Annotated in this window: 20 protein-coding genes; 14 read left to right on the top strand and 6 right to left on the bottom strand. The window is 63.6% G+C overall.

Features of this window, described 5'->3' with window-relative positions; translation table 11 throughout:
* Window positions 1-6 precede the first annotated feature (6 nt).
* The 7 genes from I2H31_RS15115 (at window position 7) to I2H31_RS15085 (ending at window position 9,067) form a co-directional block, all read left to right on the top strand.
* Window positions 7-1,179, top strand: a complete 1,173-nt coding sequence (locus tag I2H31_RS15115; protein ID WP_196293874.1) for an FtsW/RodA/SpoVE family cell cycle protein — start codon at window positions 7-9, stop codon at window positions 1,177-1,179.
* A 51-nt stretch (window positions 1,180-1,230) separates the two neighbouring features.
* Window positions 1,231-2,328 carry an undecaprenyldiphospho-muramoylpentapeptide beta-N-acetylglucosaminyltransferase gene (murG, locus tag I2H31_RS15110; protein ID WP_196293873.1) on the top strand — a complete coding sequence of 366 codons (1,098 nt, stop codon included), beginning with the start codon at window positions 1,231-1,233 and terminating at the stop codon, window positions 2,326-2,328.
* 137 nt (window positions 2,329-2,465) lie between these two features.
* Window positions 2,466-3,863, top strand: coding sequence for a UDP-N-acetylmuramate--L-alanine ligase (murC, locus tag I2H31_RS15105; RefSeq protein ID WP_196293872.1), 1,398 nt, complete (start codon window positions 2,466-2,468; stop codon window positions 3,861-3,863).
* A 48-nt stretch (window positions 3,864-3,911) separates the two neighbouring features.
* Window positions 3,912-4,670: a cell division protein FtsQ/DivIB gene (locus I2H31_RS15100; RefSeq protein ID WP_196293871.1), complete on the top strand. Its 759-nt coding sequence runs from the start codon at window positions 3,912-3,914 to the stop codon at window positions 4,668-4,670.
* Window positions 4,671-4,754: 84 nt separating this feature from the next.
* Window positions 4,755-6,167 carry a cell division protein FtsA gene (gene ftsA, locus I2H31_RS15095; protein WP_196293870.1) on the top strand — a complete coding sequence of 471 codons (1,413 nt, stop codon included), beginning with the start codon at window positions 4,755-4,757 and terminating at the stop codon, window positions 6,165-6,167.
* Window positions 6,168-6,289: 122 nt separating this feature from the next.
* Entirely contained in the window at window positions 6,290-7,792 is a 1,503-nt protein-coding gene (ftsZ, locus tag I2H31_RS15090) for a cell division protein FtsZ (protein ID WP_196293869.1), read from the top strand.
* 147 nt (window positions 7,793-7,939) lie between these two features.
* Window positions 7,940-9,067, top strand: a complete 1,128-nt coding sequence (locus tag I2H31_RS15085; RefSeq protein WP_196293868.1) for a hypothetical protein — start codon at window positions 7,940-7,942, stop codon at window positions 9,065-9,067.
* A gap of 52 nt (window positions 9,068-9,119) precedes the next feature.
* Here I2H31_RS15085 and I2H31_RS15080 read toward each other — a convergent pair whose 3' ends face one another.
* From I2H31_RS15080 to I2H31_RS15070, 3 genes are all read right to left on the bottom strand, one after another.
* Window positions 9,120-10,211, bottom strand: coding sequence for an acyltransferase family protein (locus I2H31_RS15080; protein WP_196293867.1), 1,092 nt, complete (start codon window positions 10,209-10,211; stop codon window positions 9,120-9,122).
* A complete protein-coding gene (locus I2H31_RS15075; RefSeq protein WP_196293866.1) occupies window positions 10,211-10,945 on the bottom strand; it encodes a YebC/PmpR family DNA-binding transcriptional regulator in 735 nt (244 codons plus the stop codon). The genes I2H31_RS15080 and I2H31_RS15075 overlap by 1 nt, the downstream gene beginning before the upstream one ends.
* A gap of 130 nt (window positions 10,946-11,075) precedes the next feature.
* Window positions 11,076-11,564 (bottom strand): hypothetical protein, encoded by a 489-nt coding sequence (locus tag I2H31_RS15070; protein WP_196293865.1) that lies wholly within the window; start codon window positions 11,562-11,564, stop codon window positions 11,076-11,078.
* 165 nt (window positions 11,565-11,729) lie between these two features.
* Here I2H31_RS15070 and I2H31_RS15065 point away from each other — a divergent pair, with 165 nt between their 5' ends.
* Entirely contained in the window at window positions 11,730-13,901 is a 2,172-nt protein-coding gene (locus I2H31_RS15065) for a tetratricopeptide repeat-containing sensor histidine kinase (RefSeq protein ID WP_196293864.1), read from the top strand.
* On the opposite strand, the gene I2H31_RS15060 is transcribed toward I2H31_RS15065, so the two are convergent.
* Window positions 13,898-14,677, bottom strand: coding sequence for a LytR/AlgR family response regulator transcription factor (locus I2H31_RS15060; protein ID WP_196293863.1), 780 nt, complete (start codon window positions 14,675-14,677; stop codon window positions 13,898-13,900). The two genes, I2H31_RS15065 and I2H31_RS15060, sit on opposite strands and share 4 nt — an antisense overlap.
* Window positions 14,678-15,003: 326 nt before the next feature.
* Here I2H31_RS15060 and I2H31_RS15055 point away from each other — a divergent pair, with 326 nt between their 5' ends.
* The 3 genes from I2H31_RS15055 to I2H31_RS15045 are packed head-to-tail and all read left to right on the top strand — an operon-like array spanning window position 15,004 to window position 17,828.
* Window positions 15,004-15,771, top strand: coding sequence for a hypothetical protein (locus tag I2H31_RS15055; RefSeq protein WP_196293862.1), 768 nt, complete (start codon window positions 15,004-15,006; stop codon window positions 15,769-15,771).
* 50 nt (window positions 15,772-15,821) lie between these two features.
* Window positions 15,822-16,808: a hypothetical protein gene (locus I2H31_RS15050; protein WP_196293861.1), complete on the top strand. Its 987-nt coding sequence runs from the start codon at window positions 15,822-15,824 to the stop codon at window positions 16,806-16,808.
* Between the two features lie 60 nt (window positions 16,809-16,868).
* Window positions 16,869-17,828, top strand: coding sequence for an arginase family protein (locus I2H31_RS15045; protein ID WP_196293860.1), 960 nt, complete (start codon window positions 16,869-16,871; stop codon window positions 17,826-17,828).
* On the opposite strand, the gene I2H31_RS15040 is transcribed toward I2H31_RS15045, so the two are convergent.
* The gene (locus tag I2H31_RS15040; protein ID WP_196293859.1) at window positions 17,825-18,883 is read right to left on the bottom strand and encodes an MBL fold metallo-hydrolase; all 1,059 of its coding nucleotides are present in this window, start codon (window positions 18,881-18,883) and stop codon (window positions 17,825-17,827) included. The genes I2H31_RS15045 and I2H31_RS15040 overlap by 4 nt on opposite strands.
* 222 nt (window positions 18,884-19,105) lie before the next feature.
* Here I2H31_RS15040 and I2H31_RS15035 point away from each other — a divergent pair, with 222 nt between their 5' ends.
* Window positions 19,106-19,924: a DUF4097 family beta strand repeat-containing protein gene (locus I2H31_RS15035; protein ID WP_196293858.1), complete on the top strand. Its 819-nt coding sequence runs from the start codon at window positions 19,106-19,108 to the stop codon at window positions 19,922-19,924.
* Between the two features lie 145 nt (window positions 19,925-20,069).
* Here the strand turns inward: I2H31_RS15035 and I2H31_RS15030 are convergent, their stop codons facing one another.
* On the bottom strand, window positions 20,070-20,342 hold the full coding sequence (locus I2H31_RS15030; RefSeq protein ID WP_196293857.1) for a hypothetical protein: 273 nt from the start codon (window positions 20,340-20,342) through the stop codon (window positions 20,070-20,072).
* Window positions 20,343-20,457: 115 nt separating this feature from the next.
* Here I2H31_RS15030 and hutU point away from each other — a divergent pair, with 115 nt between their 5' ends.
* Window positions 20,458-22,248 carry a urocanate hydratase gene (gene hutU, locus I2H31_RS15025; protein ID WP_230687820.1) on the top strand — a complete coding sequence of 597 codons (1,791 nt, stop codon included), beginning with the start codon at window positions 20,458-20,460 and terminating at the stop codon, window positions 22,246-22,248.
* 19 nt (window positions 22,249-22,267) lie between these two features.
* Window positions 22,268-25,519, top strand: coding sequence for a sacsin N-terminal ATP-binding-like domain-containing protein (locus I2H31_RS15020; RefSeq protein ID WP_196293856.1), 3,252 nt, complete (start codon window positions 22,268-22,270; stop codon window positions 25,517-25,519).
* Window positions 25,520-25,525 lie beyond the last annotated feature (6 nt).

Raw genomic sequence — 25,525 nt, 5'->3', positions numbered from 1 at the left:
AAAATTATGAGAAACTGGCTGCAACGCAACCTCAAAGGCGACCCCATCCTGTGGGCCATCGTGCTGGTGCTTTCCTCCATCAGCATTGCCGTGGTGTACTCGGCCACGGGCACGCTGGCCTACCGAAAATCCAACGGCAACACGGAAGCCTTCCTGTTCAAGCATTCGGGCCTGATTTTGCTCGGTTTGGGCTTTATGTGGGCGGCTCACCGCATCGATTACCGGCATTATTCGCGCCTGTCGCTGTACGCGCTGCTGGTTTCGGTGCCGCTGCTGCTGTTCACGTACTTCATGGGCGGCACCACCTATAACGACGCTTCCCGCTGGCTCACCATTCCGGTCATCAACCAAACGTTTCAGCCTTCCGACCTGGCCAAGCTGGCCCTGATTTCGCACCTGGCCAGCATGCTCAGCCGGCGCCAGCAACACGTCAACGACTTCAGAACCACGCTGCTGCCGGTGATGCTGTGGGTGGGCGTCATTTGCGGGCTCATCATTCTGAGTAATGCTTCCACGGCGCTGCTGCTGTTTGCCACCTGCCTGCTGCTCATGTTCATTGGGCGGGTGCCGCTCAAGCACATGGCCGTGATGGTGTGCATCGGCGTGGTGCTGGGCGGCGCGGGCCTGGCGGCGGGCCAGCGCCTGGGCACGGTGGTGTCGCGCGTCACCAACTTCACCGACAAAACCAAGAAAACGCCGTTTCAGCTCGAACACAGCTTCATTGCCATTGCCACCGGCGGCATTGCGGGCAAAGGCCCCGGCAAAAGCACCGAGCGCAACATCCTGCCGCACCCGTATTCCGACTTCATCTACGCCATCATCATCGAAGAATACGGCCTGATGGGCGGTGCCGTGGTGCTGCTGCTCTACCTGGCCTTTCTGTATCGGGGGCTGAAAACGGTGATGAACAGCTACGGGGCGTTCGGTGGGCTGCTCTCGGCCGGGCTGAGTTTCAGCCTCGTTTTGCAGGCGCTGGTGAACATGGGCGTGGCCGTGGGCCTGGGCCCCATCACCGGCCTGCCGCTGCCGCTGCTGAGCATGGGCGGCACTTCGCTTATCTTCACCGGCCTCAGCATCGGCATCATCCTGGCCGTGAGCCGCGGCGAGCGCGAAGTGCGCCCCATGACCGGCGAGGACGACGACACCCCGCGCATTCCCAAACTAGGGCCGAGCTATTAAGTCCTTCCGCCCGACTGCCGACCGCCGGCCTGCCCGTCGCTTTGTGTACCAATGAGCAATACTCCTCTCCGTTTTATTATTTCCGGCGGCGGCACCGGCGGCCACATTTTCCCGGCCGTGGCCATTGCCAATGAGCTGCGCCGGCGCTTGCCCGATGCGGAAATCCTCTTCGTGGGCGCCAACGGCCGCATGGAAATGACCCGCGTGCCCGAAGCTGGCTACCACATCGTGGGCCTCGACATCACCGGCCTGCAGCGCCGCCTCACGCCCCAAAACCTGCTGTTTCCGGTGCGCGTGTTTCGCTCGGTGCGCAAGGCCGGCAAGCTGATTGAGGAATTTCGGCCCGATGCCGTGGTGGGGGTAGGAGGCTACGCCTCGGCGCCGGTGTTGCTGGCGGCCACCTCGCGCGCCATTCCCTCGCTCATTCAGGAGCAGAACTCCTACGCCGGCCTGGTGAACAAACTGCTGGCCAAGCGCGTGAATAAAATTTGCGTGGCCTACGACGGCATGGAAAAGTTCTTTCCCAAGGAGAAGCTCGTCCTCACCGGCAACCCCGTGCGCACCGAAATAGCCAGCGGCGACCGCGCCGAAGCCCTGAAATTCTTCGACCTCGACCCCGTCAAGAAAACCTTGCTGGTGATAGGAGGGAGCCTGGGCGCCCGCACCCTCAACCTGGCCACGGCCGCCGCCCTCTCGCGTCTGCGCGAGGCCGGCATCCAGCTGCTCTGGCAAACCGGCAAGCTCTACTTTCCCGAAGCCCGCCAGCAGGCCGACCAGCCCCACAACCTGCACGCCCTGGAGTTCATTCAGCGCATGGATTTGGCCTACGCCGCGGCCGATGTCGTCATCAGCCGCGCGGGGGCCTTGTCCGTCTCGGAGCTCTGCCTCACCGGCAAAGCCAGCATCCTGGTGCCCTCGCCCAACGTGGCCGAAGACCACCAAACCAAGAACGCCCTCGCCCTGATGAGCAAAGGCGCCGCTGTGCTCATCACCGACGAGCACGCCTCCACGCGCCTCTACGACGAAGCCCTGCGCCTGCTGGCCGACCCCGACCGCCAGCAGCAGCTCAGCGCCCGCGTGCGCGAGCTGGCCCGGCCCCACGCCACCGCCACCATTGTCGACGAGCTGTTGGGCTTGCTAAAGAAGTGATGCCGAATGCACTGAATACAACACGAGCGTCATGCAGAGCGGAGCGAAGCATCTCTACCGCAATAGCAATTAATGACATTGCGTAGTAAAAATGCTCCGCTCTGCATGACGTTCAAGAGACGCTAAATCCTACAAACTTGAACCAGTTTCCCTACGTTTTCTTTCTCGGCATTGGCGGCATCGGCATGTCGGCGCTGGCGCGCTGGTTCCGGGCCAACGGCCACCAGGTGAGCGGCTACGATAAAACCGAAACCCCGCTCACGCAGGCCTTGGCCGCCGAAGGCATCGCAGTGCACTACGCCGACGCCGTGGCCAACATCCCGGCCGCCGTGCGCGAAAACCGCAGCCAAACCCTCGTCGTGCTCACGCCCGCCATCCCGGCCGACAGCGCCGAGTGGGCCTGGCTGCGCACCGAAGGCTACGACATCCGCAAGCGCAGCCAGGTGCTGGGCGTGCTCACCCAGGGCCGCTACACCATCGCTGTGGCCGGCACCCACGGCAAAACCACCACCAGCAGCATGGTGGCCCACCTGCTTCACCACGCCGGCCTCGACGCCGGCGCCTTTCTCGGCGGCATCGCCGTGAACTTGGGCAGCAACCTGCTGCTGCCCGCCACGCCCGAAGCGCCCATTGTGGTGGAAGCCGACGAGTACGACCGCAGCTTCCTGACCCTGTTTCCGGACGTGGCCATCGTGACGAGCACCGACGCCGACCACCTCGACATCTACGGCGACAAGGAGTCGTTGGTGGAGTCGTTCCGGCAGTTCGTGAAGCAGATTAAGCCCGGCGGCACGCTCATCATCAACCACACCGCCGATGCCAGCGTGGCGGCTGCGGTGCCGGCCGGCGTGCGCGTCATTCGCTACGGCCTCAACGCTGAACAGGGGCCGGAGCTTTTTGCAGCCAATATTTCCGCCAAAGGCCACGAGTTTCACTTCGACCTGCACGGCCCCCAGGGCACCGTGGCCGGCCTGCAACTGGCCGTGCCCGGCTACCACAACGTGGAAAACATGCTGGCCGCCGCCAGCGTGGCCCAGTTGCAGGGCGTAGCGCCCGAAAAACTGCGCGCCGCCGTAGCTGCCTACCGCGGCGTGAAGCGGCGGTTTGAATTCGTGGTGACGGCCCCCGAAAACGTCTATCTGGACGACTACGCCCATCACCCGCGCGAAATCGAGGCCTTTTTGCGCTCGGTGCGGGCCCTGTATCCGGGCAAGCGTTTGCGCGTCATCTTCCAGCCTCATCTGTTCACCCGCACCCGCGACTTCGCCGAGGGCTTTTCCCAAAGCTTAAGTATTGCAGATGAGGTATTTTTGTTGGATATTTACCCAGCCCGCGAGCAGCCGCTGCCGGGCGTCACCTCTGGCATTCTACTGGCCAACATCACCGCGCCCACCAAAGCCATCCTGACCAAAGAACAAGTGCTGGCGGCGGCACAATCCGACGCCACGTTTGACGTTCTGGCCACGGTGGGCGCGGGCGACATCGACACGCTGGTGCCCCGCTTGAAAACCATCCTCACCGAACGCTGGAAGTAGTAAACAGACCTCCTGACGTTCAACTCATAATACTTCATTCCCTGACTCTTGGACCGCACCGTTCGAAACCTGCTTGTTGCCGCTGCTTGCCTCCTGGTGCTGGGCGGGCTGGGCGTTTTTGCCGCCATCCGCCAGGCCTCCCGGCCCGTGAGCGAAGTGCGCGTCAACATCGCCAACGAATTCGATAACTACTTCATCAGCGAGCGCGGCGTCACGGCCCTGCTCACCAAGGGCGGCGCCGAGCCCGTGCTGGGCACCGTGCCCGAAGGCCCGCGCCTGCGGGTGCTCGAAGCGCGCCTCAAGGCCCACCCCTTCGTGCGCGACGCCCAGGTGTACCGCGACCTGGCCGGCAACCTGCACGCCGACGTGCGCCAGAACCGGCCCATTGCCCGCCTCACCCACCCCGACACCCGCCTCGATGCCTACGTGGACGCCGAAGGGCACCTGCTGCCGCTTTCGCCCCTCTTCACGGCCCGTGTAGCCACCGTGGCCCGGCCCAACGGCGCCAACCTGCCAACTGCATTTTTCCAAGATAGTGTCGGGCGCCGTTACCTTGAGTTTTTGCGCTACGTAGACGAGCACGAGTTCTGGAAAGCCCAGGTTTCGGAGGTGTTCATTGAGCCGAGCGGCAAGCTTTCGTTTACCCAGCAAGTGGGCGACCAGCGCATTGAATTCGGGCTGCCCGAAAATATTTCCGAAAAATTCGCCAAGCTGATGGTATTTTACCGGCAAATTCCGTCAGTTTTGGGGTGGGACACCTACCACCGCGTAAACGTCGAATACCAAAATCAAATTATTTGCGAATAATAATTCGCTGAAACATAGGCCGTAAGGTCGAAAATCCCACCGTTCACAACTCTCGCGTTTTCACTGCTCGCCAGCACCGCTCCTATGCAACAAGACAAAATCGTCGTCGGGCTCGACATTGGTACCACAAAAATCTGCGCCCTGGTGGGCCGCAAAAACGAGTTTGGTAAACTCGAAATTCTGGGCATGGGCAAAGCCGTGTCGGAGGGGGTTTCGCGGGGCATCGTGCTCAACATCGACAAGACCGTAGACGCCATTAAACGGGCCATTCGGCAGGCCGAAGAACAGTCCGGAATTAGCATTGGAGTGGTAAACGTGGGCATTGCCGGGCAGCACATCAAGAGCCTGCAGCACAACGGTAGCATCACCCGCAACTCGCACGATACCATCGGTCCGGACGACGTGAACCGCCTCACGCAGGACATGTACCGGCTGGTGACCCAGCCCGGCTCGCAAATCATCCACGTGATGCCGCAGGACTACAAAGTGGACTACGAGGAAGGCATCGCCGACCCCGTGGGCTACGAAGGCGTGCGCTTGGAGGGCAACTTCCACATCATCACCGCCCAGAGCACGGCCATCAACAACATCAACAAGTGCGTGACCAAGGCCGGCCTCGAAATCGCCGACCTGATTCTGGAACCGCTGGCCAGCTCCATGTCCATCCTCTCGGAGGAGGAGAAGGAGGCCGGCGTGGCCCTGATTGACATCGGCGGCGGCACCACCGACCTGGCCGTGTTCAAAGATGGCATCATCCGCCACGCGGCGGTGCTGCCGTTTGGCGGCAACATCATCACGCAGGACATCAAAGCCGGCTGCAACGTGGCCCCCGGCCAGGCCGAGCAGCTGAAGGTGAAGTTCGGCAAAGCCATTGCCCAGGAAGCCAGCGACTACGAAATCGTGAGCATTCCCGGCTTGCCCAACCGTCCGCCCAAGGAGGTGTCGCTGAAAAACCTGGCGTACATCATCGAGGCCCGCATGTCGGAAATCATGGAGCTGGTGTATGCCGAAATCTACCGCATGGGCCTGCACGACAAGCTGTCGGCCGGCATCGTGCTGACGGGTGGCGGCTCGCAGCTGCAAAACCTGGAGCAGCTCACCGAGTACATCACCGGCCTGGACACCCGCATCGGCTACCCCAACCAGCACCTTGGCAAGAGCCGCATCGAGGCGGTAAAGTCGCCGATGTACGCCACCACGGTGGGTCTGGTGCTGTCGGGCTACCACTCGCTGGACGAGCGCAACCTGTCGCGCACGCCCTACGAGCAGGAGGAAATCCCGGTATCGCCGGCGTACTACGCGCCGCTGCCGGCTGCTACACCTGCACCGGCTCCCGCAGCGCCGGTTGAAACGCGCGCTACCGTGCCCGCCACTCCGGCCCCCGCGCCGCAGCCGGTGAAGCAGAAAGAGCCCGGCGCCGCCAGCCGCTTCTTCAAAGACATCATCACCCGCACCAAAGGGTTGCTGATTGACGATTACGACGATAAATCTTACTAAATCCGACTGTCATGCTGAGGAACGAAGCATCTTATCACGGCGGCGTTTATCAGAGTTACTACTAACCATTGCGGCGCGGGCGCGATAAGTTGTTTCGCTTCGCTCAACATGACAACTTTATTATGAATTACAAATTCGACATTCCAGCCCAGAACAAGTCCATCATCAAGGTGATTGGCGTCGGGGGCGGGGGCTCCAATGCCGTGAAGCACATGCACAAGCAGGGCATCAAGGACGTGGAGTTCATTATCTGCAACACCGACCACCAGGCGCTGCAAAGCTCCACGGTGCCCAACAAGCTCCAGATTGGAGTTGACCTGACCGAAGGCCTCGGGGCTGGCGCCAAGCCGGAGCGCGGCCGTCAGGCGGCTATTGAGAGCAAGGAGCAAATCCGCGACCTGCTCAATCAGGGCACCAAAATGCTGTTCATCACGGCCGGTATGGGCGGTGGCACGGGCACGGGTGCGGCCCCGGTCATTGCGCAGGTGGCGCAGGAACTGGGCATCCTCACGGTGGGCATCGTGACGGCGCCCTTCATGTTTGAAGGCAAGAAAAAGCGCCAGCAGGCCGAAGAGGGCATCAAAGCCCTCAGCGAGCACTGCGACACGGTGCTGGTGATTCTCAACGACAAGCTGCCGCAGATTTACGGCAACCTGACGATGGGCGCTGCCTTTGCCAAGGCTGATACGGTGCTGACCACGGCCGCCAAGTCCATCGCCGAAATCATCACGGTGACGGCCGATGTGAACGTCGACTTTGAAGACGTGAAAACGGTGATGAAAGACAGCGGGGCCGCCGTGATGGGCAGCAGCGTGACCGAAGGCGAAAATCGCGCCCGCCGCGCCGCCGAGGAAGCTCTGAACTCGCCGCTGCTCAACAACACCGACATCCACGGCGCGCAACGCATTCTGCTCTCCATCATGTCGGGCGCCGAGCACGAGTTGGAGATGGACGAGCTGACCGAAATCACGGAGTACATCCAGGAGAAAGCCGGGCAGGACGCCGAAATGATTTTTGGCCACGGCATCGACGAGTCGCTGGGCCAGAGCATCCGCGTGACGGTGATTGCTACGGGCTTTGCCCGCGACGCACATTCCATTACCACGCCCGCCATGGGCGGTGCGGCTGCGGCCGAGCCGGTTGCACCAGCGGCCACTCCGGTAGCTGAGGCTCCCCGGCCGGAGGCTACGGCCCCGGCTGCCACTTCGGGGGCGGCACCGTTCGTGCCCAGCTTTGGGGCGCCCGAGCCCGCCCGCGTCACGTTTGATTTGAACGGCCCTTCGGCGCACAATGCGCCGCCGCTGGCCGGCATTCCGGCTACGGCGCCCGGCGAGCCCGTACTGACTTCGAATGCGCCTGCTCCGGCGCCAGAGCCTGCGGCTTCCGGTCGTCCGCGCCCGGCGATGGACGCCCAGGCGTTGGAGCGCCGTCGGCGCCTGCAGGAGCTGAGCAATGGCCTGCCGCCCGAGGCTGTGAGCCAGTACGATACGCCCGCGTACCTGCGCCGGCAGGTGAAGCTGGAAAACGTGGAGCCCAGCTCGGCCCAGAACATCTCGCGGTTTAACCTCTCGGACGACAACGAACTGCTGGGCGACAACCGCTTCCTGCACGACAACGTCGACTAATCTTTTTCATTTCGTGGAAAAGCCGTCGCAGCCCCGCTGCGACGGCTTTTTTATAACCCTTTCTGGCAACTAGTGCTCAGCCACAAGCCGAACTTCGGAAACGAGCTCCACCGCCGGGCTTTTGCGTGGGGCACGGCGGGCGCGGTCATGTTGCTGCTGGTCTTGCTTTGGTACATGACGGGCAATGGGCTGCACACCACCAGCGACTCCCTTTATTACCTGGCGGCCGCCCGCAGCTGGGGGCAAACCGGGCGCCTGCTGCACCCCGATGGCAGCCTGTACCGCTACTGGGGCCCGTTGTATCCGCTGCTGCTGGCGGTGGGGCAAAGCACGGGGGCTACGCGCTGCCTGCACGGCCTGGGCTTGGCGGGAAACCTGTGGCTGTGGGCGCTGCTGGGAAGGCAACTGCTGGCCCCAAGCCGGGCCCGGGTACTGCCCTGGGCGCTGGCCCTGAGCACGGCCATGATGGTGCCCGCGGCGTTTGTGTGGTCCGAAACGGTGTTTGCGCTCCTGTTGGCGGCTTATTGCTACGCCCTGCTGCAATGGTGCCGTTCGGACCATCGTGGCTGGTTGGGGGTGGCCACGCTGGCGGCTTTCCTGATACCCTTGCAGCGCACGGCGGGCATGGCCTTGCTGGCGGGCGCGGGGTTGGGGCTGCTGTTCTACCCGGGCCGGCTGCGGCAGTGGCGGCTATTGCTGCTGCACTGGGTGGCTTCTGCAGCCGGTGGATTGGCCTGGAACTACTACGCCGAGCGAATAGCCGGCACGCGCCCCGACCGCGGTTTTGGCACGTGGACCAAATTGTGGGGCTCGTTTTCCGATTATGGCTTCGTGTTGCTGCGCTGGTTTTTGCCGCTGCCAGCCGCGTGGCGCAGTTTGGGCGAAGCTCTTTTTGCCGTGGCGCTGCCGGTTGGGCTGGCGCTGCTGTGGCGTGGCGCGGCTAAAAACGGCCGGGCCGAAAGCGAAACCAGCGCCGGGTTGCAGCTGCTGTGGATTACGGCGCTGGTGTATCTGTTGGGACTTTTGCTGGCCGTGAACATGACGCGCGGCGCAACGGGCCTCTACGATGCCGAGCGCTACGCCGCGGTGCTGAGCGGGCCGGTGCTGCTGCTGGCCCTGGCAGCCTGGCCCGCAGCCCACCGGCGCTGGGTCAAGTGGGCCCAACGGGTGGTCTTGGTGGCCTGGCTGGGATATTCGGCGGTGCGGGTGGGCCACAACGTGCAGGCCTTGCGGCTCAGGGTTGCTACCGACGTGTTTGCGTCCAGGCAGCAATAGCGGCTTAAGTGACTTGGGAAACAGGCTTGCTACCGGCAGGTGCAGACACGCACTACGCGCGCTCGTACTCCAGCTTGTTCTTCCAACGGTTGAGCGGCGCCTCCAGCCACACCCAGGAAGCCCAGGCCAGCCCGAAAACCAGCGGCAGAAGGAAAAAAGCCGTCGGCAAGGGCCCCAACCAGAAATGCCGCGCCTCGGCGGTGGGAAACACTTTATAAACGGCGCGCTGGTAAAATACCGGCAGCATCAGGTGGTATAAATAAATGCCGTAGCTGCGCTGGCCCACCCAACGCAGTAGCTCCAGAGCCCGGTTTTCGGAGGGCGGGCGCGTGGGCTGGTGCAGGGCCCAGTTGAGGGTGAGGGCAGCGGGCAGGCACCCGGCGGTGGGGTATAGCAGCGCCCACAGCTCGTGGGCATTGTTCAGATACAAGGCCAGCCAGACGGCCGCCCAGCCCAGCCAACCTACGGCCACCCAGCGGAAATGCGCCAGCCGCCGCACCCAGGGCTGCTGCTCGGCGTGGCGCAGCATGGCGCCGGCCGCAAACATATCGAGGCAGGAGGGCATAAGCGCCAGCACCAGCGGCGCCCCCGGCGCCACCCAGTAGCCCCACGCGTAGCGAAACGCCAGGCCGCTGAGCAGCACCAGGCTCAGCCAGCGCAGGCGCTTGGGCAGCACGGCCAGCGCCACGGGCCAGAGTAGGTAAAACTGCTCGTCGACGGCCATGGTCCAGTAGTGGCCCACGCCTTCGCCCCAATGGCCAAGGTGGTAGAAGAGCTGGTTGGAAACCGGCACAATGAACCACAGCGGGTACTCGTGCAGGGTGGCCAGGGGCAGGGCCGCCCCCACCAGCAGCGCCACGTAGTAGGGCGGCAGCGTGCGCGTGAGCCGGCGCAGATAGAAAATGCCCAGCCGGCGCCGCCAGCCGCCGGGCGCGCCCACGTACACCTGCTGCTTCCAGATGATGCCGGAAATGAAGTAGCCGCTGAGCACGAAAAACGTCATGCTGCCCATGTTGCTGATGGGGAACACGGGGTGCGTCCAGTGGCCCAGAATGACCAGCATAATGCCCACGGCCCGCACCGCGTCCAGGCCGGGGCGGTAGGCCAGAGGGTGCGGGCCCGCGCCCACCGCTGCCGTGGCCACTAGCCCATGGTGTGGTACACGGCCTGCACGTCCTCGTCTTCCTCGAATTTTTCGATGAGGGTGAGCACTTCTTCGGCCTGCTCGTCGCTCAGGGTCACGGTGGTGTTGGGCACGCGCTGCAGGTTGGCGCTCAGCACGTTCAGGCCCTTGGCTTCGAGGGCTTTCTGGAGCTGGCCGAAGTCGGTGAAGGCCGACTCGACCACGATGTACTTCTGCTCGGCACCGTGCTCGTCTTCCTCGGTGGTTTCGTACACGTCTTCGGCGCCGAAGTCAATCAGCTCCAGCTCCAGTTCGTCGCGGTCGAGGCCGGCGGCGTCGAGCTTGAACACGCCCTTGCGGGTGAAGGTGTAGTCGGAAGAGCCGGCGGTGCCCAGGGCGCCGTTGTTGCGGTTGAAGTACAGGCGCACGTTGCTCACGGTGCGGGTGGGGTTGTCGGTAGCGGTTTCCACCACAATGGCCACGCCGTGGGGGCCGTAGCCCTCGTACACCACTTCCTGGTAGTCTTTTTCGTCCTTGCCGGTGGCGCGCTTGATGGCCGCTTCCACCCGGTCCTTGGGCATGTTCACGCCTTTGGCGTTCTGCATGGCGGTGCGCAGGCGGGCGTTGGTGTCGGGGTTGGGGCCGGATTCTTTCACAGCCATCACGATTTCTTTGCCAATGCGGGTGAAGTCTTTCGACATCCGGTCCCACCGCTTCATTTTGCGGCCTTTACGAAATTCAAACGCGCGTCCCATAGGGGTCAGTTTTCAGTTAACGGTGAGCAGTGAACGGCTCCGCCGAAGCGCCCACGGGGCGCAATCGGTGAAACGGGCCGCAAGTTAGCCAGAATGGGCGGGGGCGGCCAAATGCCGGGCGCTTCGGGGGCTACTTGCGCCGGGCGGCCGCTTTGGGGCGGGGCTTCGGCACCTTGGTGGGCACCTTGGGCGCGGCCGCCACCAGGTCGTACACCCCGCGGTTGCCGGCCGGGTAGCCCTCGATGGTGATGCGCAGGCGCTGGGTGGCGGGGTCGAAGCGGAACGTGCCGCGCTGCACGTCGGCGCCTTTCAGGTCGGTGAACGCGAAGCGGATGCTGTCGCCGGCCAGCGCGTAGGTGCCGGTTTGGTTGAAATAGTGCGGGCTGCCCGCGGCCACGATGCTCAGGCGCTTCTCGTAGCGGCCGTCGGCGCGCAGCGTGAGGGTGCCGCCCACGCCGCTCACCCGCGTGGGCGGCTCGGCGCTGGTGGTGTCGTACACGGTGTAGGCTGTGTAGGTATAGGTGTTGTAGAAGGAGGGAAGCGGCGCCGAGGTTTGGGCCCGGCCGGCCAAGGGCAGCAGGAGCGCAGGCAGGGCGCCAAGGCAAAGGAGAATTCGCATATTTGAGGACAAAGGGCGAGGGAAACAACCGGTAAACTTCGGCAGGACCACGAAAAACGAAAGTAACGCCCCGCACGGCAGGAGGCGCGGTCCGGAGATTTTGCAAAAGCAATGCCGGGCCATTAATTTACGGGAATCAGCAAGAGCACAATTCTTTGCGCGCGTATGGAAATCAGCTTTACCCCAGAAATCAGGCGAGCCGGACTGGCCGGTGCCGGGGCCCGGCTCCTCGGCGTGGCGGCCGTGCTGGTGAGCTTGCTACTGCTGCTGGCGGCCGGCCCGCCCGCCGCTGCCGACACCACTCAGGTGCGGGCCCTGCTGCACCAGGGCCAGGACCTGCTGCGCGCCGGCCAGAACGATGCCGCCCGCCCGCTGCTGCTGCAAGCCCGTACCCTGGCGCAAAAAGTGCACTTCGAGGCCGGCGAAATCGAGGCCCTGCGCGTGCTGGGCAAGGCTGAGCTGGTGCACGGCAGCTTCGCCGAAGCCCGCGCCTTCCTCACGCAGGGCGTGGCCCTGGCGCGGCGCACCCCCGGCCAGCCCGGCCTGGCCGATGTCCTCCTCGCCCTGGGCCAGGTGGCCAACGAGCAGGACGACTACCCCGGCGCCCTGCGCGCCTGCGAGGAAGCTCTGCGTCTCTACCACGACCAAGGCAAGCTGCGCGACGAGGCCCGCACCCGCAACGGCCTGGGCATTATTTACAGCAGCCGCGGCGACTTCCCACGGGCGCTGGCCATGCTGCTGCCCGCCCTGCACCAAACCCAGCAATTGCGCGATAGTGCCCTGCAGGCCAACTGCCTCACCAACCTGGGCGGAGTCTATTTCCGAAATAATGATGCCCGCAAAGCCCTCTATTATTTCGGGCAGGCCCTGCCGCTGGTGCGCCGGCAGCCCGACCAGGGCGCCCTGGCCGATTGCCTGACCAACCTTGCGGTCGCGCATCAGCAGCTGGGCGAATTCCGGCAGGCCGAGCCTTTCTATCAGCAGGCCATTGCCGTGTCGGAGCGGGCCGGCGAGCAGGCCCAACTGGGCGTGGTGCTGAGCGACTACGCCCAGCTGCTCACCGACCTCAAGCGCCTGCCCGCCGCCCAAACCACGCTGGAGCGCGCCCGCGCCCTGCTGGAAAAATCCGGCGACGTGGGCACGCTGGCGGCCACGCTGGTGGCCCTGGGGCACTTGCACCAGCAGCTGGGCCACGGGGCCGAAGCCGAAACGCAGGCCCACCGCGCCCTGGCTCTGGCCACGCCCATCAAGGACTGGAGCGTGCAGGAGTCGGCGGGCGGCCTGCTGGCCAGCCTGCGCAAGCGGCGCGGCGATTATAAAGAGGCCCTGCGCTACACCGAGCTGGCCCAGGCGGCACACGACACCCTGTTCACGCAGTCCAAGGCCGAGGAAATGGGCCGCCTGCAGGGCGACTACCAGCTCAGCCAGGAGCGGGAGCGGGCGCAGGCGCTGGCCCGCACCGGCGAGCGGCAGCAGCAGCGGCTGCAGGCCCAGCAGCGCCAGCTCTGGGGCCTCGGCCTCGGGCTGGCCGCGGCGGCGCTGGCCGGGTTGGCCTTGTGGCGGCTGAACCGCCTGCTGGGCCGCAAAAACCAGCAGATTGAGAGGCAGCGGGCCGAGCTGACCGAGCTGAACGCCACCAAGGACCGGCTGTTTTCCATCATCGGGCACGATTTGCGCGGGCCGCTGCACTCGCTGCACGCTTTTGTGGAGCTGCTGGCCGGCCCGCCGCTGCCGCCCGACAAGCTGGCTCACTACACCCAGCGCCTCACCCACACCCTCGACCACACCCTGGCCCTGCTCGAAAACCTGCTGCACTGGGCCGCGCTGCAAATGGGCGCCGCCGGCCCGCCCCGGCCCGAAAACCTGGACCTGGCGGCGCTGGCCAATGAAAACATCGGCTTGCTGACCGCCGCGGCAGAAGCCGCACAGGTGAGTCTCGCGCATAGCCTGACGGGGGAGGAGCAGGCCTGGGCCGACCCCGCCGCCGTGCGCCTGGTGCTGCGCAACCTGCTGGCCAACGCCATCAAATTTACGCCCGCGGGCGGCACGGTGCAGGTGTCGGCCCGGCGCACGGGCGCCGTCTGGCAACTGGCGGTGGCCGACACCGGCCGGGGCCTGCCCGCGCCAACGCCTTTGCAGGAGCTGCGTCCGGAAACGCTGCCGCGCCGCGCCGGCGAGGGCGGCCAGGCGCGCAGCACCGGCCTGGGCCTGCAACTCAGCCGCGACGCGGCGGCCCGCAACGGCGGCCAGCTGCTGGTGGCCAGCGCCGGCCCCGGCCAGGGCACCACCTTCACCCTGAAGGTGCCGGTGGCCGAGACGGTGGAGGTGCCGGTTTAAGCGGGCCTGGAGGGGTGGCGGCTCAGCAGCCGCTGCTGCACCACCTGGGCCAGCACGGCGTCCCGAAACGTGAGGCCCAGCGGCACGTCCACGGTGCCCACGCGCACGTCCTGGCCGGTCACGGCCTCGATTTGGCCGGTGTTTACCAGAAAGGAGCGGTGCGTGCGCACGAACAGGGCGGGCGGCAGCTGGGCTTCCATCTGCTTGAGGCTGACCAGCGTGATGTGCACGGTTCCGTTGAGCAGATGCACTTTGGTGAAGTCGCGCATGGCTTCCACGTAGGCCACGTCGGCGTAGCGCAGCTTCACAAACTGCAGCTCGGTGCGGATGAAGAATGTATCGTTGGCATCGGGCGGGGCCGGGGCGGCTTCGAGGCGGCCGGCGGCTTCGGCGGCGCGGGCGCGCAGGTGCAGCAGGGCTTTGTCGATGGCCCGCAGAAAGCGCTCGAAGCGCAGGGGCTTCACCAGAAAATCGACGGCGTCGAGGTCGTAGGTGGGCAGGGCGTACTCGGGGTGCGAGGTCATGAAAATGACCAGCGGCGGCTCGCGCAGGGCCCGCACCAGTTCCAGGCCGCTGAGCTGCGGCAGCTCGATGTCGGTGATGAGAATGTCGACGGGCGCGCGGGCCAGGTGCTCGAAAGCCTGCAGGGCGTCGTCGTATTGCCCGGCCAGCGTCAGGGCCGGAATGCGCGCCACGAAGCTGCTGGCCAGGTCGCGCACCAGCAGGTCGTCGTCGAGCACGAGGCAGCTGAAAGGCGGAGAGGCGGCGGGGAGCATGAAAAAAGGAAGCGAAAAAAGGCCCGCCGGGAAGCGGCGCACGGGTTTCATCGACGGGGGCGCAGGTCCGTCGACTTCTCGGCGGGCTTGCTCGACTTCGTTGCCTGCGCAAGGTAGGGTGCCGCTAGTTTTCGCCTTGCAAACGGGCCCGAAATCGGCCCGGGGTTCCTGTTTTCACGGTTTTCCATTGAATACTCCCCATTTGCCGGCCACGGTGCCCACCGACGGGGAGATTGAATAGCCCGCCGCAGCCAGCGCATGCCCCAACGACCAGCGCGCCGGCCGCGATACCGGCGGTTTTTACTCACCTTACTCTTCGCTTCAGTATGAAAAAGCTGCGTTTACTTGCCACCGCGGCGGCCCTGACCGGTGCCGCCGCTGCCGGGTTCGGGCTGCTGGCCCGGCCGGCCGCCTCTGTCCCGGCCGACGCCAACCAGCCCGTGGCCGGCTCCGTGAAGGGCGGGCGGCCTCTAGGGCTATTTTTCATGACGAAGTACTGGATGGCCACGCATTCGCTGGAAAAAGCGACTTACTACTTTGCCCCCACGGGCCAGGTGTACGTAAACCCCACCGGCTTTTCGACGGCCCAGCTGGCGGCGCTGCCGGCCGGCTCGCGGGGCCGCTACGCGCTGGCCGGCAACAAGCTTACCGTGCGCTGGGCCGATGGCCAGACCCAGAGCTCCGAGGTGGAGCCCCAAACCGAAACCTTTGCCTGGGACATGGGCATTTTCCTGGCCGGGCGGCCTTTTGCCAGCCCCAGCCAGCTGGTAGGCGCTTTCGAGGGCGGCAACTCCATCAGCACGAGCAGCGGCAGCGCGGCGGCCGTGAGCGGACTCACGTTTCGGGCCAATGGCACCTACAGCGGGGGCAGCGCCAGCAGCTTCGGCGGGCGCAGCGAGGCCGGGGCCAAAACCTACTCGGCCGGCAGCAGCGGCAGCGCCGCGGGCCGCTGGACCCTCAGCGGCTGGATGCTCACCCTCACCGATGGGGCCGGCCGCAGCACGAGCGGCGTGGCTTATCCCATCGAAAAAGACGAAAAAACCGGGCAAGTGACGCGGTTTTACTTCAACAACGTGGCCTACAAGCGGCTGTAGCGCCGCTACAGTTGGCTCCATTCGTTTCATTCCTAATCCCGCTCAAGCTCATGCCCTCCATTTTCTTTCGCCTGGGCCTGTGCGCCCTGCTCACGGGCGGCCTAGCCACGCCCCGCGCCGACGCCCAGCTGGCCTACAGCGGCCCCACCGGCAGCGTGCTCATGCAAAAAGCGCGGCAGCAGCAAGCCGCCGGTGACCGTGCCGGGGCCGTCGCCACCTTTCAGCGGGCGTATCTGGCCTACACTTCGGTGGATGATTCCGACGGCATGACGGCGGCCCTGGCCGGAAAAAAAGCCGCTGAAAGCGGCGCAGGGGCAGCGTCGGCTGCGCGCTCAGTTGCGGCGGCACGGCCGGCGGTTGCGGGGAAGGCAGCCCCGGCGCCCGCGGGCGCGGCCCCGCTGGCCGGCCGCATGGAGGGCAACAAGCCCGTGGGCCTGTTTTTCGTCACGAAATCGGTGCTGGGCAACTTTTTCACCCTGAGCTACTACTTCGCGCCCAACGGCATGGCCTACGAGAACCCGCCCGGCCTAAGCGCGGCTGAGCTGGCCGCTACCCGCGCCTCCAACAAGGGCCGCTACTCGGTTTCGGGCAGCACACTTATCATTGCCTGGACCGGCAGCCCCAAGCCCGAAAGCGCCGAGATGCACCCTCTCAAAGGGGGCTTTAGCTGGAGCCTGGGTAGCATTTTTTCGGCGGTGGGGCCGTTTCGCGGCCCGGCGCAATTGGTGGGCTCGTTTGAGGGCGGCAGCAGCACGTACACGCCGATGGGCGGCGCCGTGGTGTCGAAGTCGCTCACGTTCCGGCCCGACGGCACCTACTCCAGCGGCGGGGTGGCCACCGTCACGTCCGTAACCGAGCGCAGCGTGGCCGAAACCGGTGGCTCCAGCCAGGCCGGCGGCCGCTGGAAGCTCGACGGCTGGTTCCTCACCCTCACCGACGCGCAGGGCCGCAGCGTGCGCGACATCGCCTACCCCGTGGGCACGGCGGCCAAGGTTGACCTCTTCAACTTTAATGGCACGGCCTACTCGCGGCACTAGGGTGCCGGAAAAATTCGTCGGTGGCGTTCCTTTGTGGCGAACCCTGCGCCCACCCACGCCATGCCTCATGCCCCCACCGAATTGGCTGCTCAGCCGCCGGCCGCCCCGCAATTTCTGCGCGAACTCATCCGGCCCGCCGCCGAACTGCCCGCCGCCGACGTGTGCCTCGTGGGCCTGCCCCTCGATTTCGGCACCGTGCTGGAGGGCGGCCGGGCCGGCGCCGCCGGCGCCGCCGATGCCGTGCGCCGCGAGCTGCGCCGCTACCACAAAACCTACAACCTGGAGCATAACGTCAGCCTCAAAGCCCTGCGCATTGCCGACGCTGGCAACCTCGACCTGCGCCATGCCGACCACGCCCGCAACCACGCCGAAATCCGGGAGCAGCTGGCCCAGCTACTGCGCCAGTACCCGCGCGTGGTGGTGCTGGGCGGCTCGCACGATGGCACGTATTCTACTGTGCGCGGCCTCTTTGATGCCACCGGCGGCCAGCCCATCGGCGGCATCAATTTCGACGCTCACGCCGACGTGAAGGACAAGCCCGGCCTCATCAGCAGCGGCACACCCTTTGGTAAGCTGCTGCGCGAAGGTTTTTTGCAGGGCGAGCGGTTCACTGAAATCGGTCTACATTCCAACCTCAATACCCTGGAAGATATCGAATTTCTGCACCAGCAGCAGGCCCACATCGTGCCATTGGCCCACGTGCAAAAGGACGGCATGGACCTCTACGCCGGCCGCGCCCTGAGCCGCGCCACCAACGCCGGCCCCGCCTTTGTGAGCTTTGACATTGACGGCTGCGCCGAGGCGTTTGCGCCCGCCGTATCGGCGCCCAGCGCCGACGGTTTTACGCCCCGACAGGCTGTGGAAGCCGCTTTCCTGGCGGGCCAATACGAGGCGGTCCGGCTGTTCGAAGTCGTGGAGTTCAATCCCCATTACGACCGCGACAACCAGACCGCGCGCTTGTGCGCCACCATCATCACGGCGTATTTAACCGGCGTGGCGAGTCAATTAAAATCGATTTAGTCGCCCACGCCGCCCCGGTACAGCGGCGGAATGGGCGGCGACTGGTAGTTGTCGGGATGTTGGTAGCCTTTCGGGCTAGCAGAGCCCGACTGGTAGTTGGTTGATTTATAAGCGGCCGGCTGGTAGTTGCCGGTCGATTTCTTCCCTTTGCGCCGCCCGCCGGTGAGCAGCCAGGCGGCCCCGGCCGCCAGCACGCCGGCCCCGATGAGGGCTGCCTGCATGGGCAGCTTGTCTTTGGGCGCGGGCGGCAGGTGCTCGACGCCGCTGGCGTCGGTGCGGGCGGGCTCGTGCACGTAGCGGCCGTGGCTGGGCACGGGGTAATTATCGGCCAGGGCGCGCAGGCCAGCCGCCGCTTCCGGCCCTTTGATGACCGGGCCGTGGCCGCAGCCAATGGCTTTGGGCGCCAAATCGGCCAGGGTCTGCACCGATTTTCGGGCGGCCTCCCAGTCATAGTTAAACGGGGTGCCGGCCCGGCTGATTTTGGGCAGGCCCAGCAGCACGGCGGGCACCGAGTCGTGGTGGCAGGTGGCGAAGGCGTCGGCGCCCAGCAGCACGCCGTCGGCTTCGCGGAAGAAAGCCAGCTGGCCGGGGGCGTGGCCGGGCACGTGCAGCCAGCGCCAGTTCATGAGGAAGGGCGTGGACGGGTCGTTGGCATCCAGGGCCTGCACGCGTTCTTCCAGGTTGGGCAGCTGCGTGGGGAAAAACCGGCTCATGAAGGCCAGCGAGCCGCCCACGGTGGGGTCGCGGGGCGGATAAAGCGCCTGGCCGGTCACGTAAGGCAGCTCCAGCGGGTGCACGATGACGGGCACCTTCCAGTGGTCGGCCAGCTCGCGGGCCGAGCCCAGGTGGTCGAGGTGGCCGTGGGTGAGCAGGATGGCCTCGGGCCGGGTGCCGGGGTAAAACAGCTGGTCGGCAGCGGCAATGATGGTTTTTTCGCTGCCGGGCAGGCCGGTGTCAATCAGCACCCACTCGCCGGGGGTGCCGGTTTCGACAAAATAGACATTAACGAAGCGCTGAATGCGCAGCTGGGTGACGCCGGCGGCTACAGTATCCATAGAAAAGGGTTTGGGAGAAGAAAAGAATGAGTTAAAGCATACGGCAAAGCCGGCAGAAAGTAGGTGAGCAGGGCGGAGCTTAAATAAAAATGCCGGACCCTGTAACGAATCCGACGTAGCCCGGTAATCGACCCAGAAGCCCTTGCCGGAAGCCCGTTGGCCGGGATTGGTTCGGCTTCGCGACTTCAACTCAGCCCTCACCTTATCACCCCAATCATTCCCATGAAAACCCTTCTTTCTGCATTCGCCCTGACCCTGGCCGCGCTTTCGGCCACCGCCCAAACCGCGGCCGAGCCGCAGTTCAAAACCAGCTGCGACGAAGGCAACTGGGGCCGCAACGACGGCGACAACAAGCGCTTCTGCGAAACCCGCGACCTGACCCTGAACGCCCCCGCCGGGCAGCCGCTCTCCATTGAGGGCGGGGCCAACGGCGGCATCACGGTGCACGGCTGGGCCGGCAGCAACGTGCGCGTACGGGCCAGGGTGACGAGCTGGGCCACCACCGAAGCCGAAGCGCAAAGCCGCGTGAAAGCCGTGAGCATTGCCAGCGCCAACAACACCCTGCGCGCCACTTCCACGGACAAAAGCGACCATTACAGCGTGAGCTACGAGGTGTTCGTGCCCCGCCAAACGGCCCTGGTGCTCAATACCACCAACGGCGGCATCAGCCTCGACAACCTGCTGGCCGACGTGAAATTTCACGCCACCAACGGCGGCGTGTCGCTCAGCAACATGGGCGGCCAGGTGACGGGCCAAACCGTGAACGGCGGCCTCACCATCAACCTCAGCGGCAAGCAGTGGGACGGCAAAGGCCTCGACGTGGAAACGACCAACGGCGGCATTCGCTGGCGCGTGCCGCAGGACTACTCGACCCAGCTGTTCACGAGCACCAACATGGGCAACATCCGGGCAAACATTCCGGTGACGAAAACCGGCTTCCTGCGCCGCGAGCTGGCCGCCAACCTGGGCAAAGGCGGCGCTCCGGTGAAAGCCGTGACCACCAACGGCGGCGTGAGCGTGGAGCAAGCCGGCCGCGACTAAGCACCGTAAAGAGCCGGTTTATAGGCCGTCATGCCGAGCGCAGCCGAGGCATCTCGCGTGCAGCAGTAAATCTTGTCTATGGGATTACTTAAGCACGCGAGATGCCTCGGTTGCGCTCGGCATGACGTTTTTTAAACTAGCAGCGTCAGCAGCCGCAGCTGAAATCCGGGTAGCCCGAGTAGCCCGGGGCCTGCTTGTCGTCGATGCGGATGAGGTGGTCGAGCCGGATTTCCTCGCCCGATTTCAGGCGCATGTACTCCACTTTGTCGCGGATAAACAGCGTGTCGATGATGCCGGAGCCGAGGCAGAGCTCGCGCAGGTCGTTGAAATATTGCAGCTCTACGCGGCGGCGCAGGGTGGCGGCGGCTTCCAGTTCGTCATAGAAATTGCAGTCGATGGGTTTGTAGTCGGGGCTCATGGCAGTGAGGGAATGGGAGGAATGATAACAAGTCACAAGCGAATATAGGTTTTAACGAGGCTGCTTGGCGGCACTTTCCTATCTTCGCCGGACCACCCAAACCCACCCCCGTTTCATGTCCTCATTCACCGCCGCCGAAACTTCGGCCCCCGAGCTCAATCTCGAAGCCAACTCCCTGTCCAGCGACCCCAGCACGCCCAAACCGAACGACGGCAAGCGCCCGATGTTCTACGAGTTCAAGCCCACGGAAACCGTGAAAGCGGCCCACGGCACCACCCTCCGCTGCAAAACCTGGGAGGCCGAAGCTGCCCTGCGGATGCTGGAAAACAACCTCGACCCCGCCGTTTCACTCGTTTACGATGAGCTGATTGTGTACGGCGGTGCCGGCCGCGCGGCCCGCAACTGGAAGGAGTACCAGACCATCGTCAAAACCCTGAAGCAGCTCGAAGCCGACGAAACCATGCTCGTGCAATCGGGCAAGGCCGTGGGCGTGCTCAAAACCTGGCCCCACGCCCCGCGCGTGCTCATCGCCAACAGCAACATCGTGCCCGCCTGGAGCACCCAGGAATACTTCGACGAGCTCGATAAAATGGGCCTGATGATGTACGGCCAGATGACGGCCGGCTCCTGGATTTACATCGCCACCCAGGGTATTTTGCAGGGCACTTATGAGACGTTTGCGGCCATGGCCGACAAGCACTTCGGTGGCAGCCTGCGCGGCACCATCACCGTCACGGCCGGCCTGGGCGGCATGAGCGGCGCCCAGCCCCTGGCCGTGACCATGAACGACGGCGTCTGCCTCGTCATCGAGCCGATTGACGAGCGAGTGAAGCAGAAAGTGCGCGAAGGCTACGTGGACGAGCAGGCCAATGACCTGACTCACGCCCTGGAGCTGTGCGAGCGCGCCAAAGCCGACGGCAAAGGCTGGTCGGTGGGCCTCACCGGCAACGCCGCCACCATCCTGCCGCGCCTGCTGGAGCTGGGCTTCCAGGCCGAAATCGTCACCGACCAAACTTCGGCCCACGACCTGATGGACTACATTCCCGAAGGCGAAATAGGGGAGGTGCTGGCCCTGCGTGAAGCTAATCCCGAGGAGTTCAAGCGCCAGGCGCTGGCCGCCATCGTGAAGCACGTGGAGGCCATTCTGGAGATGCAGCGCCGCGGCACCATCGCCGTGGACTATGGCAACAACCTGCGCGGCCAGGCCGAAAAAGGCGGCCTGAACGTGCGCGACGAAGCCGGCCAGTTCCTGTACCCCGGCTTCGTGCCCGGCTACATTCGCCCGCTGTTTTGCGAGGGCAAGGGGCCTTTCCGCTGGGCCGCCCTCAGCGGCGACCCGCAGGACATTCTGCGCATCGACCGCGCCCTGCTCGAAACCTTCCCCGACAACAAGCTCCTGGCGCGCTGGATTGAGAAGGCCCAGGCCAAAGTGCCCTTCATCGGCCTGCCGGCCCGCGTGTGCTGGCTGGGCTACGGCGAACGTGAGAAGTTCGGCCTCGTCATCAACGACCTCGTGGCGCGGGGCGAAGTTTCGGCCCCCATCGTCATCGGCCGTGACCACCTCGACTGCGGCTCGGTGGCCTCGCCCAACCGCGAAACCGAAGGCATGAAGGACGGCTCCGACGCCGTGGCCGACTGGCCCCTGCTCAACGCCCTGGCCAACTGCGCCAGCGGCGCCGACTGGGTGAGCCTGCACAACGGCGGCGGCGTGGGCATCGGCAACTCCACCCACTCCGGCATGGTGATAGTAGCCACCGGCACCCCCGAAAAAGCCGAGCGCCTGCGCCGCGTCCTCACCACCGACCCCGGCATGGGCATCTTCCGCCACGCCGACGCCGGCTACGAGCTGGCCCAGGACGTGGCCCGCGAGCGCGGCGCCAAGATTCCGGGGATGAAGCAAGTTTAAATCAACGACGTAGCAGGTAATGAAGCTCTCAGAATTGGTCGACCGACGGCAACGGTTCTTGGATACGCAGCGCGAAAATAAATTTGATTTCACAGCTTTTCTGGCCGATACCTATGCTGATGAATTTCATTATTTGTACGAATTGGTTCAAAATGCGGAGGATGCTGGCGCAACCAGGTTGGAACTAGAGCTTACGAACGACTGCTTCCGCTCCCGCCACAACGGACGAGTCTTTAGCGTACAGGATGTGGACGCCGTGACGGGCATCAGTAACCTGGATAATCATAAGAAACAGCAGGACAGCGGTGCCATTGGCCGCTTCGGTATTGGGTTCAAGTCGGTATTTAATATCACAGAACGGCCTCGCATTCGTTCCGGGCAGTTTGACTTTAGCATCGAATACCTGATTTTGCCGGTTATTCACAGCGAAACGGAGAACTTCGCTGACACGCTGCTTGAACTGCCGCTCAAACCCTTGTTGCAGGCATCGCCCGGGTGGGTGGCGCGTCTTCACAGTCGACTCGCTGGTTTTGAGGCCCACAACCTTTTATTCCTTCGAAGCCTTTCCGAGATACATGTCGCGTGGGGAGAAGGTCGTACCCGAACGCTGCGTAAAACGTCTGTTCCTGTAGCGGCTGCCCCGGATTTAGTCGCCGATGTGTGCATTAGCGCCGACGAAAGCGAGTTTCAGTATTTACTGTTCGGCGCCAGCGTGGCGCACCCGGATTTTTCCCACTTGTCCCATCGATTGATGTTGGCGTTCAGCCGCGGTCCCGAAGGGCGGTTGGTGCGCGCCGAGCGTAGCCAGGTATTCGTGTTTTTTCGCACCAATCACGAATCATACCTGAAGTTTCTGGTACATGCGCCGTTTCTGCCCACTCCCGACCGGGGTGATATCAAGGAGGTGCCGCTCAACGCAGCGCTGGCGGCCGAATTAGGCAGTTTGCTACGGGTAGTTCTGAGACATTTTCGGCAGCAAAACATGCTTACTGTGGAGTTGCTTGCCCTCCTGCCGGTGGAGCCTGAGGACAAAGCCCAAAACCAGTGGGTATATCGGCACCTATTTGCGGCTGCACGAACCGAACTGGCCTCACCCGAAGCGTATTTGCCGACGAACCGCCCCAACCGGTTGGCAGCGGCTGACCACGTGCTGTTGGCCCGCAGCACCGAGTTGACGGCACTGCTGGCCAACAAGGAGCAACTGCGGGCTTTGGATAATAACCGCACGCATTGGATTAGCGCAGACCTGTCGGAAGCCAAACACCCTGCGCTATATAAATACCTCAAAGAAGAGTTGAAGGTGCCCGAAATCAGCGCTGAGGACGGGGTGCGGCGACTGTTGCAAGCGGGCCTATTGAACAATGCCACCGCCGAATGGATGGGCCGATTTTATGCTTTTCTGCAAAATCTGGGTGCGCTGTGGCGGGTGGGAAGTCGGTATGAAAAGGCCGGTTTTTTGCGGACCGAACCCATCATTCGACTGGCGGGCACCCCAGCGCGCCACGTGGCCCCGTTCGATGCGCAGCAACAGCCGCAGGCGTTTCTGCCAGTGGAAGGCCCCGGAGCGGCGTTGTGGAATGAGCGGTGCGTAGCGCCCGACGTATTGGCCAATGAACGAGCCAAGACGTTCTTGGTTAGCCTGGGTTTGAAGCAACCGGATGTGTTCGACGAAATAGAGCGGCGCATCCTGCCCACCTATGCCGGGCCAACGCCGCCCGGCCCGGAACTGCACCGGCAGCACATGGCCCAACTTGTGCAGGTGTACACGCAAGGCACCGAGGACCAAAAACTCAAGCTAAGAAACTTGTTGCAGAAGGATTGGCCAAAATTCATACGTGCTATACCAGCAAACATTGCCGGGAAAGCAACTTATATGGCTTTGCCGAATGTGTATTTACCCACTGCTGAACTGAGGAATTTCTTTAGTATTGGACAAGCAGCGGTGTACTATGTAGACGAGGATTTCTACAATGCGGGCAATCATGGGCCATGGCGGGGACTATTAGATGGCTGCGGTATTAAAACTGACCGACCCCAAGTTTGGTCAATCTCTGATTTCAACGCGTTAAGTAGCGAGAAACGTGATAAACTGCGTGTGCAAAAGCAGGGAAACAACGCTTATTCAAATGAAATAAACCTGATAGATTATCGGATTGATGGCTTAGAAGATTTTTTGTTAAAAGGAGTTCCGCTAATAGAAGAAAAGTCGAAGTTACTGTGGGGTGTCTTGGGAAAAATTTCGTCGATTAACTGGTCGAATGGCAAATACAGATGGAAATACTACTCTGAATATGAAGCAACATTCGACAGCAGCGTTCGCAAGTTGCTCGAAACCACGCCTTGGCTGCTGGGCCCTGCCGGAGTAGATGGCACCCGGCGCTGGCAAACCGTGCCCGAAACCGTGTTTGCCGACTTGCCGGCAGAGTATGAGCAAGCTAGTGAGGGCGCCCGGCGCCTCGCCACCACCCTGCGCTGGAAGCCCTCAAATTGGGTCCAAGTAGAACAACTGCTTACTCCAGAGCAACGTCAGGACCTGGACTATGCGAAACGCATGCGGGAACTTGGAATAGATGTAGGCGAAGAGCTACGCAAACATGAACTAGCGCAACAGACCAAACTGCGCGCCGAAGAACTTCGGGTGGAGCAAGCCCCTGAAATAGGAACACAGCAGTTAGAAATACGCCCGTTTCAGCCGTATTTGGCCGGTTCCGTAGGGGCCGGGTCGCGGGTTGCGGGTGGCTCCATAAGCAGTGAGTCTACAACTGGGGTACAAGGTGCTTATACCCCGCCAAGTGCAGAGATGCGCCAGCGCATCGGGCAACGGGGCGAGGCGCTGGTATGGGCCGAACTGGGGCGGGAGTGGGCTGCCAAAGAAGATTTTCATTTAGAGGAAGAAACCGAAACCCGCCGGCGCTATCTTGACTCCGGCAGCGTGCGCTACGAAATAGAATGGGGCAATGATGCGCAGCGGACTTCTACAGGGTGCGATTTTGTGGTGCGACGCTGTCTGCCGAACGAAACGGTTTTTCACGACGTGCATTACCACGAGGTGAAAGCTAGTGAAGATGTTAGCAAAACTTGGTTTGATATAAGTGAACTGCAATGGCAGCTAGCCCGACAATTACATGAACAACAGAACGGCAAAAGTTTTGAACTGTGGCTGGTGCGTGGGGTTTTTCTGCCTCATGCTACTGTAATCCGCATTGCTAATCCTGTTGGTGAATGGCAAGCCGGCAGATTAAGGGCTAACCCGGTTCGGGTAGAGCTTTAAGGTTAA

The sequence above is a fragment of the Hymenobacter ruricola genome (assembly GCF_015694525.1).
Taxonomy (GTDB): Bacteria; Bacteroidota; Bacteroidia; order Cytophagales; family Hymenobacteraceae; genus Hymenobacter; species Hymenobacter ruricola.
Note: the sequence above shows the minus strand (reverse complement) of the source record. Positions and strands in the feature narration are given on the sequence as shown.

Excerpts from the sequence above, each read along its gene's own strand:
- I2H31_RS15050 (WP_196293861.1), top strand. The coding sequence starts at position 15,822 with ATGCCCTCCATTTTCTTTCGCCTGGGCCTGTGCGCCCTGCTCACGGGC.
- I2H31_RS15055 (WP_196293862.1), top strand. The coding sequence starts at position 15,004 with ATGAAAAAGCTGCGTTTACTTGCCACCGCGGCGGCCCTGACCGGTGCC.
- I2H31_RS15075 (WP_196293866.1), bottom strand. The coding sequence starts at position 10,945 with ATGGGACGCGCGTTTGAATTTCGTAAAGGCCGCAAAATGAAGCGGTGG.
- I2H31_RS15030 (WP_196293857.1), bottom strand. The coding sequence starts at position 20,342 with ATGAGCCCCGACTACAAACCCATCGACTGCAATTTCTATGACGAACTG.
- I2H31_RS15060 (WP_196293863.1), bottom strand. The coding sequence starts at position 14,677 with ATGCTCCCCGCCGCCTCTCCGCCTTTCAGCTGCCTCGTGCTCGACGAC.
- I2H31_RS15040 (WP_196293859.1), bottom strand. The coding sequence starts at position 18,883 with ATGGATACTGTAGCCGCCGGCGTCACCCAGCTGCGCATTCAGCGCTTC.
- murG (WP_196293873.1), top strand. The coding sequence starts at position 1,231 with ATGAGCAATACTCCTCTCCGTTTTATTATTTCCGGCGGCGGCACCGGC.
- hutU (WP_230687820.1), top strand. The coding sequence starts at position 20,458 with ATGTCCTCATTCACCGCCGCCGAAACTTCGGCCCCCGAGCTCAATCTC.
- I2H31_RS15020 (WP_196293856.1), top strand. The coding sequence starts at position 22,268 with ATGAAGCTCTCAGAATTGGTCGACCGACGGCAACGGTTCTTGGATACG.
- I2H31_RS15065 (WP_196293864.1), top strand. The coding sequence starts at position 11,730 with ATGGAAATCAGCTTTACCCCAGAAATCAGGCGAGCCGGACTGGCCGGT.
- I2H31_RS15070 (WP_196293865.1), bottom strand. The coding sequence starts at position 11,564 with ATGCGAATTCTCCTTTGCCTTGGCGCCCTGCCTGCGCTCCTGCTGCCC.
- ftsA (WP_196293870.1), top strand. The coding sequence starts at position 4,755 with ATGCAACAAGACAAAATCGTCGTCGGGCTCGACATTGGTACCACAAAA.
- I2H31_RS15115 (WP_196293874.1), top strand. The coding sequence starts at position 7 with ATGAGAAACTGGCTGCAACGCAACCTCAAAGGCGACCCCATCCTGTGG.
- I2H31_RS15085 (WP_196293868.1), top strand. The coding sequence starts at position 7,940 with ATGTTGCTGCTGGTCTTGCTTTGGTACATGACGGGCAATGGGCTGCAC.
- I2H31_RS15045 (WP_196293860.1), top strand. The coding sequence starts at position 16,869 with ATGCCTCATGCCCCCACCGAATTGGCTGCTCAGCCGCCGGCCGCCCCG.
- ftsZ (WP_196293869.1), top strand. The coding sequence starts at position 6,290 with ATGAATTACAAATTCGACATTCCAGCCCAGAACAAGTCCATCATCAAG.
- I2H31_RS15035 (WP_196293858.1), top strand. The coding sequence starts at position 19,106 with ATGAAAACCCTTCTTTCTGCATTCGCCCTGACCCTGGCCGCGCTTTCG.